Origin of the sequence: Halobacteriovorax vibrionivorans, from assembly GCF_003346865.1 — a bacterium.
GTDB lineage: Bacteria > Bdellovibrionota > Bacteriovoracia > Bacteriovoracales > Bacteriovoracaceae > Halobacteriovorax_A > Halobacteriovorax_A vibrionivorans.
In genome coordinates, this window is sequence record NZ_QDKL01000002.1 from 863899 (window position 1) to 878520 (window position 14622).

Here is a 14622-nt window from a genome sequence, read left to right on the forward strand (position 1 = left end):
AAATACTATATATTGTATAATTAATACTATTTATTAAGGGGTGTACTAAATAGTATGCAAGCGAAAGACTACTTCCATTTGAATCAAAAATATCGTGAGTTCTTTCAAATGCACGTTTTGGCAGCAGTGATGATGATTATCATCTATATTGCCTTCTCATATTTTAATATTGAGCCTCACCTTTTAAAGGCCTTTAATCTTCTTATTCCATTTAATTTATTAATGGCATTTTGTTTTCATAAGAAATACTTTAAAAACCACTTAACGGGCTTCTTTTTTTTCACCGTTGTTGTCGAAAGTTTAATGTGGACTATTTACCCACGTTTGGCCGGATACACTCCAGCCAGCTCTTTTTGTTATATTGCTGCCATTATTATTTTGGCCTTTCACCTTCAGCATACAAATATAAAGTACTGTCTCCTGCACTTTCTTATTATTTCATTTAATAATTTTATGCTTGATGATCCCAATCTCGTATTAATTACATTTCTTCATATATTCATTACAACTGTGAGTTCAATCCAATCGATTATTTTTAGAAATAACGCTACTGAAATTCTACATAAAAAAGAATTCCACAAGAATATTTTAAATCTCAAAAGCTACTTCGCTCATAACTTATTAAATCCCATCAATAATATATTGAATGTCTTTTCTTCTGGGATTAAAGATCGAAAGAAAATAGAAGAAAGCCTAATTAAAAATAGCTCTCGTATCGAAGATTTTTTAGACGAAGACTTCGATGACGTTGACCACCTACTCGACTATCAAGTTGATATTTTCAACATTCCAATTTTCAATAACTTTAAGAAGTCTTCGATTATAGTCATCTTATCGATTTGTTTATTCTATATGCTCTATACAATTGATATCCATGCATCGATTTCAAATATCTCATATACTGGCCTAGCAATCGTTATAAACTTTCTAGTTTTTGCCTTTCATCTTTATAAGACAAAGAATCACTACTCTATTCAGAAAGTAAGTTTCTTTTATCTGCTGATAGCACAAATTCTTTTTTCAGCTAAATATTACTTCAGCCATGAGTCTGCTGTCTCACTCTCTCTACTATTGAGTAGCCTTCTATTTACAATAGTCTTAGCGGCCAATACTCGAGAGAAGTATATTTATATTTTATCGACAACGGCTTGCCTTCTCTCTCTTGTCACTGCAGATACAACACATATTATTATGTTTATTTCCTTTATCATTTACTTTACGAAAGTCGTCCTAGGATTCTATTTTAAGCATGAAATTATAAATGCAAGAATTAAAGACCTTGTTAAACAAGAAATATCTTTTGAATACTCAAATAAAATAGAGAAAAACCTAATTCCACTTTTTAGAAACCTTAAAAAAGATATTGATAACTTTATTATGAATAGTAGTGATAATCTCGATACAGAGGTTTTAAAAAGTGCACAGAGCCTCACCGAAGCGGTCTATATACTTAATCAAACAGACGAAAATGGCCAAACAGATTTCAGAAATTAATTAGATAGAGACTTTGCTAATTCAATGGCCTCTTGTACTTCATTGCCTTTAAAGCCTCGTTTTTCAATATAGCGTCGAAAAAAGCCACTCGCCTTTGCCACTAAAGTCTTGCGCTTAGGAATGACAACTAACTCAGCTCGATCTTCGAGGCCATTTAAGATCTCATCCACAACTTCTTCAACAGTGATCATTTTCCAAGGGCCTTCTTTATTTCCCCCCCATAATTTGTGCCCCACGGGATCACTCGTTACATTATCCATTAATGGAGAAGGAAAGAAAGTTGGATGATAGCTTCCAACATCGACTCCGAGATGTTTTACTTCTAATCTAATACTATTGCATACAGCGAGCATTCCGGCCTTACTAGCAGCATATGATGCCTGCAAAGGACAATGAACAAATGAGGCCATCGAGCAAATTGCAGCGAGGTAGCCCTTGCTTTCTTCAATATACGAAAGTGCAGCCTTAAATGTTCTCCATGAACCATTTAAATTTATATCGATAACTCTTGAGAAGTCTCTTTCATCAGTTGTCGTCATTGGTGCAATTTGAGTTATACCAGCATTAGCAATAACAATATCAATCTGTCCGTAATGATCGTTAACTTTGGCCATTGCCTTTTTAATCGATTCGTAATCTGTTATATCAACTTCTAATCCTAAGGCGTTGAGCTCAGTGGCCTGCTTTTTAACTTGCTCGACATCAAGGTCCATTAATGCAAGCTTAGCTCCTCGCTTTTCTAATTCAAGACTCAAGGCCTTTCCTAGTCCTCCAGTTGTACCGGTAATAGCAATGACTTTGTTTTTAAGATGACTGTTCATAGCCTATTGTAGGTCCACTTCAATAACGTTTTTAAATTTTGCATGACAGTTTAAAACCTTTTTAAAAAATCCGGTTTCTTCACACTTAATATTTGAAAGATAAGTATCTTCAAATGTTACTTCAATATTTTGCATTTTTGCCATTAGCTCAACGTAGAAATCATTAGTCATCTGTTTTATGATACTTTCTTGTGATCTCTCATCAGAATAAGAAAAGCCCATTGTAGACTCTTTGAAACGTCCAAAGTCAGAAAAAGAAAATAATCTTGCATCCACCTGCTTTCTCTCTTCCATGCTTAACTTTGCCATCTTTGCCGTTCTTCCATTCCTAACGACTGAAATGCTTCCAGCTTTCTTCTTTACAGAAACATTCCATTTAACATAACCATGATTTTCTAACGTAAATGAACCAGCATAAATACTAGAACATAGAACGCTTATAATTAAGCAGTATATGTACCTCATAATCTCTCCTTTGCTCATTTATATCATGTCACAGAAGGCAGATTTTATAGCTTGTAAATATGATAGTGTGTTAATTCTTTAGATAGGTTAAAATACTGTAATTAAAGGATATTCTATGGCTTTTGACTTCTATGAGAAATTACCGGTAATCACTGATTTTAATAATATGACTGATCGACAATTCTACCGCGATCTACCAAGTGATTGGTCGATTATTGTAACAGACGTCAAAGGCTCGACAAAGGCCGTTGCAGCAGGAAAATATAAGGACGTAAACCTTATTGGTGCAGCAACAATCTCCTCAATTCAGGCAAAATTAAAGACCTTAAACTTCCCTTTCGTTTTTGGGGGTGATGGTGCAACTGTTGTTTTGCCAAATGAAGCCATTGAAAAAGTCAGAGGCGAGCTTATTGCATTAATGAATATTTCAAAAAAGAAATTTGGCTTAGAACTTAGAGTGGGAATGATTTTAAATTCAGAATTACTTGAAAAAGATATCAAAACAAAAATATCTCGCTATCGAATTAATCCCAATCAAAGTATTGCAGTCTTTAGTGGCGGTGGCCTCAAAGAAGCAGACCGTATTATTAAAGACCAATATGATAAATACCAACTTAAAGATAGTAACCCTATTGCCGATTCTGACTTAAGTAATTTGTCATGTCGATGGAACCCTATCCCTAGTAAAAAAGGTAAAATCTTAACTCTACTTATTGAATCAATTGGAGTTGAAGATCATTACAAAGAAATACTTCAAAGAATTAATGAGATTATGGGCAAAGATATTGCTCAATCGGGTCCAATGAATCTTGAAAAGATGTCATACAAAAGTTTTCTTCGCTGCTTAATTGAAGAGTCAAAATTTTCTCTTTCTTTTAAGCGACTGAAAGATATCTTCTTTTCTATTGTGCTTTTTAAATGGGGAAAGTTTAAAAACTACCCAAATGTCGAAAATTATCGCAATCAAATGGGAAGCCATAGTGATTATAAGAAGTTTGATGACATGATTAGGCTAGTTCTTGATTGTTCTAATGATCAAATCGAATCAATCAAGACTTATTTAGAAGAGCAATATCAAAAAGGAACTATCATCTACGGAACTCACCTATCAGATACTGCTCTCATGACTTGTTTAGTTGAAACAATCGATGATGGAGGGCATATTCACTTTATAGATGGAGGAGATGGTGGCTATACATCAGCATCTGTTCAACTTAAAGCCCAAGCAAAGGCATTAGTCGAGTAATAAGGTCCGATAACTAGAACAATAATTCCGACTAATTTTTTGAACATTTGATTAATGATAAACTTTTTTAGTGAAAGTATTATTAATATCAATACTATTCTTAATTTCTCCTTTATCTTTGGCCCAAAGTAAGCGCGCCAATGAGCTTTCTATTAAATTTGATAATGATGCTGCCTTTGAAACAGATAAGTACTACTCCAATGGAATTGAACTTATGTATAAAAGAAGATTTGGTGGTCAAAGCTCGTTAACAAAGTTTCGTCTTGGAGTTGCCCACAAGATCTTCACTCCAGAAGCAACTCTGAGTACAGCTGTTGTTGAAGGAGACCATCCATATACAGGATTACTCTATGGAATCTTTGGATTTAGCCACGTCAATAATAGCTATTATCTAAGGGCCGATCTCTGGTATGGAAAACAAGGCCCAGATGCAAAGGCCGGATCACTTCAGAATCTCTTTCATCGAATGACGCCATCATCAGAAGTAAATGGATGGCAAAATCAAACAAGTAATCAAACTTTTTATAATGGTGAGTTTAAGATTATAAAAATTAATCGAGGTCCCGTTTTTGAATTCTCTCCCTGGCTACAAGGTCACACGGGTGGGCTTCTTAGAGATGTAGAACTTGGCCTTAAGATGGCCATCCATCTTGGTTTTCTTGAATTCTTTACAAATGGATCTGTTGTAAATAATTACTTCAATGCCATTTTACAAGGCTCAAAGAAGCAAGATTCTACTTATGTAATTGCCAGCGAGGATATGAAAGATATCTATTATAAGGCCGATGCAGGATTTCACCTTCTCCTACAATCATTTCGTCTAACTTTAAAAGTGAATTATTATAGCGCTCAATTTGAAGGAGCAAAAGATCATACCTACGCGACTTTAGAGACAGCTTTCTACTTTTAATCTCTAAGAATTGAGTAATATTTCATATCCCAAAACTTATTGCGATGATAAATCTCACGTCTTAATGTTCCCTCATAGGTCATTCCAAGCTTTTGCATAACCCTCTCACTTGCAAGGTTTTCAGACTTACATCGGCATTGAATTCGCTCGATATCAAAGTGCTCAAAGCAATACTCAATAACAGCATCTGCCGCTTCTACAATTATCCCTTGTCCCCAGTACTCATCATTTAGGACATAGGCCAATTCCATACTCTTATTCTTCGTTGATACCCAAAAGCATCCTACACAACCAATCAACTTTCCCTCACCTTTTAAAGTAATGGCAAAAGGCTCGGGAACTCCTTGCTCGTAATTTGAAAATGCATATTTTTCGATGAAGTCGATACTATCCTGGACAGATTCATGAGGCTCCCAAAGGGTGTATTTTGATATATGTGGCTTCTTGCCATATTCGAAAATGGCATCTTGGTCACTTAGTCTAATTTCTCTAAGCTCAAGTCGTTTTGTTTCAATTTTTGGTGGATGCCACATTTTTACCCTCCCCAGGAGATTCACTAAATATCAGATTTTATTATAAAGACAAAAAATTTACATAGGAAGTGCATTTTTCTATTGTGCGAAATTTGAGACAGGAATATTATATAACCTAGATATATAAATAAGGTATATATCTTAAGTATATACTAATAACTTATGAGGAAATTAATGATGAAAAAGCTTAGCCTACTGTTACTCCTATCTTTGATGTTCAACACTTCTTTAACGTTTGCACAAGAAGATTGGTCAGACTCAACAAGTGAGACTGAAACAGCAACAGAATATGAAAGTTCTGATAATGCACCAGCAACTGATTGCTCGGCGACTGATGATTGTGTAGATACTTCGTCAGAAGAATCATCTACACTTGGATCTGAGACAACGTCCGATGACTCTGATCTAGAAGTCGAATATTAAACCCTTTTCGCAGCGGCCATAGTGGTCGCTGCCTTCGTTTACTAACCAGCTTTATCGTGTATATAATATGCTTGTGAAAGACTTAGCATTTTCAAGAATACTTTTAGATATTATGCCCTTTATCGTTCGCTCAATTAGAGACGAAGTTAAGGCCGTGGCATCTCCACGTATTTCCTATCCCCAATTTAGGGCCTTATCAAATATAGGTCGCGGACTGACGACAGTGGGAGAATTGGCAGAACATCATGGGATTAGCCAACCGGCCATGACAAAGACCATCAATATTCTTGTTGATGAAGGGCTTGTTACAAAGAAGAAGTCAGTTGAAGATGGAAGACTAACACTATTAAGCTTAAGCACTAAGGGCCAGGGACTTTACAATGAGGTCTGGTCAGAAGTTCAAGAAAAGATCTCAGTAAAACTTAAAGACTTTCCTATAAAAAATAGAAAGATGATGGTTTCAAATCTTGAGAAATTAAAAAGTATTATTAGTTAGGACTTTTGAAATCGATTGATATAAGTGCAATGCTTACAGAACTCCTCAACTCTCTTATTATTATCAAAGCCTTCTCTCATTGCAATTGCTCTGTCTGACTTTAATATACCAGCAAGGTCTTGTTCAAATGCATTTCCAAGTGGAATCTGACATTCCTTATCCAGGCAACAAGGTACGACTGTACCGTCAGCATGAATTCCAATATGTGATTTAAGAGCATGGCAACGGCCGATCTCACCCTGATTTGGAAGATCCCAAGAAGGCCAATCAAAATGCGTATCAAAATGAAGATAGACACGATTCCAAATTCTCTTACTTTTAATTGATTCAACTTGTGTACGACGATTCACTTCAATATCGTAAAAGCGCTCAAGGATCTGGAAGACTTCTTCATTTTCTTCCATAATCTGCTCATTTCGGCCGAGATTCCAAAGTCGATAATTCACATATGTCTCAGGTGAGACTTCATTTAACTCACGAGAGAAATCGAGAATAGGACGCAAGTAAGTGTAGAAATCGCGATTGGGAAAATTATCTTTATAACTTTGTATCGAAAAATTTATTTGCCTAAGAACCTTGCTTTTTAGAAGGACCTCTTTTCGATTGGCAATCACCACACCATTAGTCGTTATCTGAACAGGTACGTTATTTTCTTCACATATCTCCATCATCTTAACAAAGTTAGGATGGGCCAGCGGCTCCCCCATTAAATGAAGACATACTTGTTTCGCCAAAGGCTTAGCTTGCTTTAGAACCTTTTCAAAATCCTCAGGGCCCATCACTTTATTATCGCGTTCGACCACTGGACAGAATGAGCACTGCAAATTGCAAATATTTGAAATTTCGATAAAGATTCTGTCTAACATAATCCATTTCTAACACGCTTCATCATGGCATGTCATGCTTTTTGACGAATGGCATATAGCACTCGATAATTATTATATTCAACAAAACTTAGGGAGTTCAAAATGAAGCAATTTCTATTGGTATTAGCTATTTTTATAAGCTCGGTATCGGCCCAAGCAAGCCTTGATCAATTCTGTAAATCAAAGAAAGGCGATACTGGTCACTATAAGAATGGTGATAACTACTATATCTACAAAGGAGCTTTTCTCTATAAATTTGAAGAAGATCAAATTAGATTGATCTTTTCAAAATATGAAATCCGTTCAGTAAGAGAACACGATAATAAGATCTATATCCTTACTCCAGACTATGTTTTTGTCCACCGTCTCGGTGACTATGGATTCGTCACAAGTTTTCCAACTACCGATCAGCAAATGACAAAGAATCATCAAACGGCTCAAGATATGGCCATACTCAATGATAAACTCTTTATCGCTCACGGCTCACTTGGCCTAATAAAGATTGACCTTCTTGGAAATAGCATCGAATCAAATCATCAATTTGACCTACCTCACGAAAGAGGACAGGTATCAACAGCAACAGGAATTGATACTTATAATGGAAGACTTTTTGTGATGCTCGATAATGTTACTTACAACTTCTCAACAAAGAAGAGGGCCTATGAAGGACTGGTTATCTTAGACGAAAATATGAATCAACAAAGAGTTGTTCCAATTCGTCAAAATAGAGAAGCACTACATATGCCAAAGGCCATCATTTCTGGCGGATTCCTTATTTCAAGAAATATGCAAAACCTATATTTTTATAAATTAAGTGAATTAGATCGAGTCAGAACACTCTGGCCCAAGCGTAGACTTTACGACTTTGCAGGAGTGGATTTAGACTCAAATCCTTGGATATCAAATGGACAAGTATATGGATGCTTTAATCGATATGATGGAAAAGGGTTTGAATACATGCACAGAGAATTTCAATTATAAAATAAGAAAGCCTAGCAATTGCTAGGCTCTCTTCACTTATTAGAATAAAGTTTTATCTAACAAATTCAATATGTCCTTCATTAATTCTCTCCAATTCCTCATCTAAATTAGGAACAGAAAGTTTTAATTTAATATAGGCATCAATTTCTCTATCTCCAAGAAGAGCATTTAATTCTTCTCCATTAACAACATTTTCATTAATCATATTTCTGATTAGATCACGTAGCCCCGCAAGACCTTCAACATCACCTCTTTCAACCATTTGTTCAATTTGTTCTCTTTCTTTTCTATTAAAATCAAATAAGTGAGAGATTCCTGTTGTTGCTTGTGAAACTAGGTAGAAAGCTGCACCAATACCTTCTGAAGTTAACGAGATACCATTTCCTGTATACTGTGTACCTTTTTCAAGATTGTCAGCACCAACTAGAAATGTTGTTAGTTCAGAAGATTCTTCACTGGCCTTAGCAATAAGTTCAAGTGCCTCTTCTGTTGCCATTGAAGAAATATCAATTGGCTTCTCGAGTACTTTTGAAAGGAATTCATTTAAGTCTGTTAAAAGCTCTGATCCTTTTGTCGTCGCTTCTAAAGCTAGTTCTACGATTCTCTCAATTCGAGAAAGACGTGTTGCCTTTGACAATAGCTTTGCAACTTCTTCTGTTGCCATCGATGTAATATCAATAGGCTTCTCTAATACTCTTGATAAGAATTCATTTATATTTGTCAGTAGCTCTGATCCTTCTGTTGTACCTTGATAAGCAAGGTCTAGGATGTGATCTAGAACCTCACCAGTTTTCTCTAAGCTTGGCTCTAGGAAAATATAGATTTTTCTTGAAGCTTGAAGGCCGGCTTTTGTAGCATCTCCAGATACTTCAAAAACCATCGCAATTCCATCGGCAGTGAAACGAAATACTGGTTTTGAGACTTCAGATATTTTAATAACTTGTTTAGCAATTTGTTCAGATGTACGGTAAGAAGACTGAAGACTCTTTGAAATTAAAGCTTCAAGTTGTTCACCAGTAATATCTGCGACTTCAACTGTTTTATCAATTGAACTTTTTCCGGCATCATATAATGCCTCTGATACTTTTGAAGAAGCACCTAGAGATGCATCTCTCATTTCAACTGCGTTTGCTTGAAGTGCTATTAATGTAAGCAATGCTGCTGCTGTCATCTTTTTCATTTCTATCCTCTCTGTGTATATGTATGTTTTGTTGTTTTGTTTTATAAATGGGAGCCAAAAATGGCCCCCAGTAGGAATGATTATTTTATTCCGTATACTTGTTTAAGATTTTCTTCTAAGTTAGGAACTGTAAGCTTAAGCTTGATATAAGCATCAACTGCATTGTCATCAAGTAGAGCATTAAGATCTTCACCATTTGCGATATTTTCGTTGATATTGTGTCTGATTAGATCACGAAGACCTGCTAGACCTTCAACATCACCTCTTTCAACCATTTGCTCAATCTGCTCTCTTTCTTTTCTGTTGAAATCAAATAATTGAGAGATACCAGTTGTCGCTTGAGAAACTAGGTAAAATGCTGCTCCAATTCCGTTAGAAGTTAGAGAAATTCCCTCTCCAGTATACTCAATACCTTTTTCAAGATTTTCAGCACCTAGTAAGAACTCAGAAACCTTAGTTGACTGCTCACTTGCTTTTTCAACTAGCTTTGCAATTTCTTCTAAAGTCATTGTTGTAATATCTAGTGGCTTTTCAAAAACCTCTGATAGGAATCTATTAATATCAGTAATTAGTTCAGATGCTTCTGATGTTCCTTCAAATGCAAGCTCGATGATTTCCATTAAGAATTCACCAGTTTGTTCAAGAGTTGGCTCAAGAAAAATATAGATTTTCTTTGAAACATCAAGACCTGCTTTTGTTGCATCTCCAGATACTTCAAATACCATTGCAAGACCTTTACCTGTTAAACGGAAAGCTGGCTTAGATACTTCTGATAGCTTTACGATCTGTTTAGCGATCGTCTCTGAAGCTCTGTAAGATGACTGTAGATTCTTAGAAATAAAAGCCTCTAATTGCTCACCTGTAAAATCAGCTACTTTAACTGTTTCATCTGTAGCACTTTTTCCTGCATCATAAATAGCTTCTGAAACTTTTGAAGAAGCACCAAGAGATGCATCTCTCATTTCAACTGCGTTTGCTTGAAGTGCGATTAGTGTAAGTAGTGCTGTTGCTGTCATTTTTTTCATTTTGTTCTCCTTTTTTGTTTTTTGTATTTTTAAAATTATTGGTTTGAATAAATCTTCATTGACATAATTCGTGATTCGTTTCTTATATTTCTAATTAAATCTAGTACTCTTGCTAAATCTTGTACTTCATCTTCATAGTTTGCTTTAACATCTTCTAATAACTGGTTCTCCATCTCTTCTAATTCGTGGGCCTTTGTATTGTGACGTTCAAAGTCTGAGTCCTTAACAACTAGTGGAATTCCATAATCATGGTCATTTGGTTTAACTCTTGTTGATTTACGAAGCTCATTCCATCTGTTAATTCTTTTTCCAAGTTCAGTCTCTTCTTCCATATTCTTATCTAAGAAGTTACCAACTTCTTCATCAATATAAGCTTGCTTAATCTTAAAGATTGCGCCTGTTAGAATTGAAAGATTCTTTAAACCTTGCTCAACATCTCTAGTTTCGCCAGCAAGTTTTAACTCTTCATATTTTTCAAATAAGCGATCAACATCAAATTCTTCTAAGATGTCTTTAATAAACTTTTCACGCTTAATCTTTTTATAGCGGTGGTGGTGCTGAGGACCAACTCTTCTGCGATATACTTTGTAGTCTGATTCTTCCATTCCAAATAATGACTTCTTAACATGCTTTAAAAGGTCGATATCACTTGGAAAGAACATTCCTTGCTCTTGGGCCTTTTCAAGGTCATCTAAATCTTCCTCATTTGAAAACTTACTTTCAGTAAACTTATCTAATAGTGAGTAAGGCAGAATTACTCTTTCATGTGCAAAGTCACTACTAGGAAAAGCTGCTTGAAATAATTCATTTGATTCTGAAGCACAATTGTTAGTGATAAACTTATAATCACCTTCGTACTCCCAATATGTTTCTAGAACTTTATGGATAAAGTCACGTTTCTCTTCTTTTGATAAATAGATAGGTTGGCTAATTAGGTCTCTTAACTCTCCACCATTGTACTCATTAAGTACTTCTGGAAATGAAAGCATAAATAACACTGAATCATATCCACCAAAGACACCTTTTAACATGTCACTTTTAATATCTGAAACGTTGGCACGATAAGATAGAACAACATGGTATAATTTATCTTTTAGACAGTTCTCATCGACCTTCTTTCTAAAAGGAGCACAAAGAACAATTCTAAACATTGAGTGACCAAAACCAGAAATTACAGAGTCACCTTTTGAAGCAAGTAAGTAATCAACACGATAAACACGATCTGGGTTTATATCTCTTACTGTTTTAAGATCGTCTAAAACAATCTTAGAATAGATTTCACAATTATTATCTTCAAATGGCCTGTGATTTAATAACTCACTATAGAACTTATAATAACTTGGTCTTTTACACTTATAGTCCTTATCCATTAAAAAGAATTCAAAGTTAACAGCATTATGCTCGTCTAGATTTTCATATTCGTACGAGTCTGCTGATCTCTTATTTGAAAGATTCTTTGTTTTCTTTTTAAAGAATCCCTTCTTCCAATTTGCTAATTTAAAAAATGAATGTAGTCCACTAATCGACTTTCTATTTCTCTCTTGTGAAAGTACAGCACGACATTCTGAAGACACATGATTGCGATCTTCTTTTTCTCTTTCACAAATACGTGCCTTTGATTTATGCTCGTCCGTTCTGACATACTTTAAGTCATAGAGGTGGGCAAGTTCATGTAGAATAGTTGCCTGGGCCTTACGAAGATAATTTCGATGACCACAGTTATATTGAACTGTGCCCTCTTCATTGTTGATAATCTCGTTTATAAATAGAGAAGATATTTTTATTTCATCGCGATTAAAGAAACTTACTTTTCCGTACTTAATCCCAGCTGCATCATCACAACGATTTGTAGGAAATTTTGAAAAGGCTTCATTCTCTTTAAATTTCGTAAAGGTAATTTCAACTGCTTCACCAATGGCATCGCGAACCGTGGCCGGAACTTTCTCATCAACATTAGATAGGAATCTTTCAATATTAGGAACTAGGTCTTTTGGGACACTCTTCTTATTAAGCTTAAACACTGGCCCACTATAAGAGAAAGCCACTGTTGTTAATAAAGTAGTCACTAAGTACTTAAAAGTTTGTTGTTTCATAACATTCCTTAAACAGTTGTCTAAAACTTGTTCAGCTTGAGATAGTTAACTAGCTGAATCTCGTTCTCATTTGTTTGTTTGGAATATTATGTTGCAACCACTGTGCCAAAACTGATTTTGTTCAGTGTTTAATAGTTATTCACCCCACTTTCAATATCTTCGATATTTTCTCCGCATATACGCAATGGAGCCTGACCATTATAGCTAAGAGGAATTGTCTCCAGTAGTGTCCCCACAGCATCATCTTCATCCAGATAGCCTCGACATTCTATTGAGTTATTTCCATAAGTAATAACTTTATAGGAATAGAAGCTGGCAGGTGCCCTTTCACGTAGCTCTGGAGTTTCTTGAATACACGAGAAAAGTATTATCAGTAATATTATCCACTTTGATTTGTTCATAAGGAGTTTATCGGTTTAATTCGAATGGTGAGGAGTTAAGAAAAAATGAAAAGGGAGCTTGTGGCCCCCTTTAAGAAAATCTGAATCGCTAAAAGTTACCTGTATTCGAACCTGAACCAAAGCCTTGACTTGAGTTTGCGCTGGCCTCTGAACTAGCTGAGCTAGAACCTAGTCCACCTAAAAGGTGTCGAGAAGTGAAACGTATATAATCAATACTTTCTTCTGCACCAAATGAAGAAGTGTAAGCATGAAAGCTTGATAGGAAGTGGTGCCAAAGCATTCTTCTAAAACCTTCCTCTTCTTCTGTTCGAATAATTATTCCTGCACTTCTAAAAAGCGGTTGAACCCATCCCCAATAGAGATCAATAATCTGAGGAGTTAATCGTGCTCCAACTGAGTCCTTATCTGAGACATTCTTTGTGTTGTATGCCAAAGACAAGAATTCATCCGCTATATTCTTATGAATCATTAACTCTTGGAAGACCTCTTTGTAATTTGCTGTGAGGTTATCTGCATTTGACATCGACTCATCAACCTTGAATGGCCGTTGAGTAATTGCCGCGTTCAGATTCTCTCGAAATAAACTAAAGATAACGTCTTCTTTCGACTTAAAGTAATTATAGTAAGTCCCAATTCCCAATCCACACACCTGGGCCAATTCTCGCATTCCTACTTCATCGACCCCTTTTTGAGTAAATAATTCCATTGAGTTTTTTAGAATCATTTCTCTTGTTCGTTGTTTTTTAATCTCACGTAATCCTGCCATAACACCTCCTTCATGGTCAGCGTCGAACTAGCAGCTCCCGAGCGATTCAGTCGAGAACTCTTTCTATATTGATCATAGTCGATAGATGAATGACGCTCATCTTAATTAAGTTAAAAGATGGTAATTCATTGGTAAAAATTTAGTCAGAACACCTTCATATTTACGAAGTCGAGCTTTTTACCTATAATTTGCGAATGAAATTCCTACTTAAATTAGTTCCGACGTTAGTCTCTTGGTATTTACGATTTGTCAGACTGACTTCTAAGATAACTGTCTTAAATAAAGAAAATCTTGAAAAGGCCAAGAGCATGAGCAAGCATGGCAATTATGCTCTCGCTGCTTGGCATGAACACTATCCTACAAGTGTAATTAGTGAGATTGATACAGGCATGATTGTCATGGCCTCGAAATCAAAAGATGGAACACTTGCAGCAGATACCGTTATGAAATTAGGCTTTACTCCAACGCGAGGAAGTTCATCACGAGGCGGTGCCCAGGCCCTCGAGTCCATGATCAGTCAAATTTCGCAAACTAGTCTTTGCGCTGCAATTACGGTGGATGGGCCGCGAGGACCTCGCCACAAACCAAAACGAGGAATAGTTCACGTTAGTCACGAATGTGAAATACCAATACTTCCAATTCAATGTGTTTCCAGTAGACATATCTGCTTTGAAAAAAGCTGGGATAAGACGAAGCTTCCAAAGCCATTTGGTCATATCTACATCAATTACGGTGAACCTTTTTTCGCAAAGGGTCTAAATAAAGAAGACCTCATTAAGTATTCTGAGCAGATTGTCGCATCGCAAGAGCTACTAACTAAAGAAAATCGTCTATACGTCGACTTCTAAGTACTTAAATATACGTAATTAAATCAGAGTTTTTGATGAATTAAGTCGTGAAATTATGTGTCGGAAGTGGTAGA

At 35.7% G+C, this 14622-nt stretch carries 16 protein-coding genes; 7 read left to right on the forward strand and 9 right to left on the reverse strand.

Annotated features, from left to right (window positions below; all coding sequences use genetic code 11):
- Positions 1-54: 54 nt before the first annotated feature.
- Complete coding sequence (locus DAY19_RS10080; RefSeq protein ID WP_115361989.1) at positions 55-1494, forward strand: hypothetical protein; 1440 nt, start codon at positions 55-57, stop codon at positions 1492-1494.
- Here the strand turns inward: DAY19_RS10080 and DAY19_RS10085 are convergent.
- Together DAY19_RS10085 and DAY19_RS10090 are read right to left on the reverse strand one after the other, a co-directional pair.
- Entirely contained in the window at positions 1491-2315 is an 825-nt protein-coding gene (locus tag DAY19_RS10085) for an SDR family NAD(P)-dependent oxidoreductase (protein WP_115361991.1), read from the reverse strand. The genes DAY19_RS10080 and DAY19_RS10085 overlap by 4 nt on opposite strands.
- Before the next feature lie 3 nt (positions 2316-2318).
- Positions 2319-2780 carry a hypothetical protein gene (locus tag DAY19_RS10090; protein WP_115361993.1) on the reverse strand — a complete coding sequence of 154 codons (462 nt, stop codon included), beginning with the start codon at positions 2778-2780 and terminating at the stop codon, positions 2319-2321.
- A gap of 115 nt (positions 2781-2895) precedes the next feature.
- On the opposite strand from DAY19_RS10090, the gene DAY19_RS10095 reads away from it, so the two are divergent.
- A complete protein-coding gene (locus DAY19_RS10095; RefSeq protein ID WP_115361995.1) occupies positions 2896-4026 on the forward strand; it encodes a DUF3095 family protein in 1131 nt (376 codons plus the stop codon).
- Positions 4027-4096: 70 nt separating this feature from the next.
- The gene (locus tag DAY19_RS10100) at positions 4097-4936 is read left to right on the forward strand and encodes a lipid A-modifier LpxR family protein (protein WP_115361997.1); all 840 of its coding nucleotides are present in this window, start codon (positions 4097-4099) and stop codon (positions 4934-4936) included.
- Here the strand turns inward: DAY19_RS10100 and DAY19_RS10105 are convergent.
- Positions 4933-5469 carry a GNAT family N-acetyltransferase gene (locus tag DAY19_RS10105; RefSeq protein WP_115361999.1) on the reverse strand — a complete coding sequence of 179 codons (537 nt, stop codon included), beginning with the start codon at positions 5467-5469 and terminating at the stop codon, positions 4933-4935. The two genes, DAY19_RS10100 and DAY19_RS10105, sit on opposite strands and share 4 nt — an antisense overlap.
- Positions 5470-5646: 177 nt before the next feature.
- On the opposite strand from DAY19_RS10105, the gene DAY19_RS10110 reads away from it, so the two are divergent.
- Together DAY19_RS10110 and DAY19_RS10115 are read left to right on the forward strand one after the other, a co-directional pair.
- Complete coding sequence (locus DAY19_RS10110) at positions 5647-5892, forward strand: hypothetical protein (protein ID WP_115362000.1); 246 nt, start codon at positions 5647-5649, stop codon at positions 5890-5892.
- 73 nt (positions 5893-5965) lie between these two features.
- Positions 5966-6388 (forward strand): MarR family winged helix-turn-helix transcriptional regulator, encoded by a 423-nt coding sequence (locus DAY19_RS10115; RefSeq protein WP_158536871.1) that lies wholly within the window; start codon positions 5966-5968, stop codon positions 6386-6388.
- Here the strand turns inward: DAY19_RS10115 and DAY19_RS10120 are convergent.
- Complete coding sequence (locus DAY19_RS10120; protein ID WP_115362002.1) at positions 6385-7254, reverse strand: radical SAM/SPASM domain-containing protein; 870 nt, start codon at positions 7252-7254, stop codon at positions 6385-6387. The genes DAY19_RS10115 and DAY19_RS10120 overlap by 4 nt on opposite strands.
- A 102-nt stretch (positions 7255-7356) precedes the next feature.
- Here DAY19_RS10120 and DAY19_RS10125 point away from each other — a divergent pair, with 102 nt between their 5' ends.
- Entirely contained in the window at positions 7357-8235 is an 879-nt protein-coding gene (locus tag DAY19_RS10125; RefSeq protein ID WP_115362003.1) for a hypothetical protein, read from the forward strand.
- Positions 8236-8287: 52 nt separating this feature from the next.
- Here DAY19_RS10125 and DAY19_RS10130 read toward each other — a convergent pair whose 3' ends face one another.
- The 5 genes from DAY19_RS10130 to DAY19_RS10150 all read right to left on the reverse strand — a co-directional run bounded on the left by DAY19_RS10130 (position 8288) and on the right by DAY19_RS10150 (position 13700).
- Entirely contained in the window at positions 8288-9415 is a 1128-nt protein-coding gene (locus DAY19_RS10130) for a hypothetical protein (protein WP_115362004.1), read from the reverse strand.
- 80 nt (positions 9416-9495) lie between these two features.
- Entirely contained in the window at positions 9496-10440 is a 945-nt protein-coding gene (locus tag DAY19_RS10135; RefSeq protein WP_115362005.1) for a hypothetical protein, read from the reverse strand.
- A 35-nt stretch (positions 10441-10475) separates the two neighbouring features.
- Positions 10476-12533 (reverse strand): DUF7844 domain-containing protein, encoded by a 2058-nt coding sequence (locus DAY19_RS10140; protein ID WP_115362006.1) that lies wholly within the window; start codon positions 12531-12533, stop codon positions 10476-10478.
- A gap of 128 nt (positions 12534-12661) precedes the next feature.
- A complete protein-coding gene (locus DAY19_RS10145; protein WP_115362007.1) occupies positions 12662-12934 on the reverse strand; it encodes a hypothetical protein in 273 nt (90 codons plus the stop codon).
- Positions 12935-13022: 88 nt separating this feature from the next.
- Positions 13023-13700 carry a TetR/AcrR family transcriptional regulator gene (locus tag DAY19_RS10150; protein ID WP_115362008.1) on the reverse strand — a complete coding sequence of 226 codons (678 nt, stop codon included), beginning with the start codon at positions 13698-13700 and terminating at the stop codon, positions 13023-13025.
- Between the two features lie 194 nt (positions 13701-13894).
- Here DAY19_RS10150 and DAY19_RS10155 point away from each other — a divergent pair, with 194 nt between their 5' ends.
- Positions 13895-14548, forward strand: a complete 654-nt coding sequence (locus DAY19_RS10155; protein ID WP_115362009.1) for a lysophospholipid acyltransferase family protein — start codon at positions 13895-13897, stop codon at positions 14546-14548.
- The last annotated feature ends 74 nt before the right edge of the window (positions 14549-14622 follow it).

What these genes read in the sequence shown, in the direction of transcription:
- DAY19_RS10145 (WP_115362007.1), bottom strand. Translation starts at nt 12,934, where the DNA reads ATGAACAAATCAAAGTGGATAATATTACTGATAATACTTTTCTCGTGT.
- DAY19_RS10130 (WP_115362004.1), bottom strand. Translation starts at nt 9,415, where the DNA reads ATGAAAAAGATGACAGCAGCAGCATTGCTTACATTAATAGCACTTCAA.
- DAY19_RS10120 (WP_115362002.1), bottom strand. Translation starts at nt 7,254, where the DNA reads ATGTTAGACAGAATCTTTATCGAAATTTCAAATATTTGCAATTTGCAG.
- DAY19_RS10155 (WP_115362009.1), top strand. Translation starts at nt 13,895, where the DNA reads ATGAAATTCCTACTTAAATTAGTTCCGACGTTAGTCTCTTGGTATTTA.
- DAY19_RS10090 (WP_115361993.1), bottom strand. Translation starts at nt 2,780, where the DNA reads ATGAGGTACATATACTGCTTAATTATAAGCGTTCTATGTTCTAGTATT.
- DAY19_RS10110 (WP_115362000.1), top strand. Translation starts at nt 5,647, where the DNA reads ATGAAAAAGCTTAGCCTACTGTTACTCCTATCTTTGATGTTCAACACT.
- DAY19_RS10095 (WP_115361995.1), top strand. Translation starts at nt 2,896, where the DNA reads ATGGCTTTTGACTTCTATGAGAAATTACCGGTAATCACTGATTTTAAT.
- DAY19_RS10085 (WP_115361991.1), bottom strand. Translation starts at nt 2,315, where the DNA reads ATGAACAGTCATCTTAAAAACAAAGTCATTGCTATTACCGGTACAACT.
- DAY19_RS10105 (WP_115361999.1), bottom strand. Translation starts at nt 5,469, where the DNA reads ATGTGGCATCCACCAAAAATTGAAACAAAACGACTTGAGCTTAGAGAA.
- DAY19_RS10135 (WP_115362005.1), bottom strand. Translation starts at nt 10,440, where the DNA reads ATGAAAAAAATGACAGCAACAGCACTACTTACACTAATCGCACTTCAA.
- DAY19_RS10080 (WP_115361989.1), top strand. Translation starts at nt 55, where the DNA reads ATGCAAGCGAAAGACTACTTCCATTTGAATCAAAAATATCGTGAGTTC.
- DAY19_RS10125 (WP_115362003.1), top strand. Translation starts at nt 7,357, where the DNA reads ATGAAGCAATTTCTATTGGTATTAGCTATTTTTATAAGCTCGGTATCG.
- DAY19_RS10150 (WP_115362008.1), bottom strand. Translation starts at nt 13,700, where the DNA reads ATGGCAGGATTACGTGAGATTAAAAAACAACGAACAAGAGAAATGATT.
- DAY19_RS10140 (WP_115362006.1), bottom strand. Translation starts at nt 12,533, where the DNA reads ATGAAACAACAAACTTTTAAGTACTTAGTGACTACTTTATTAACAACA.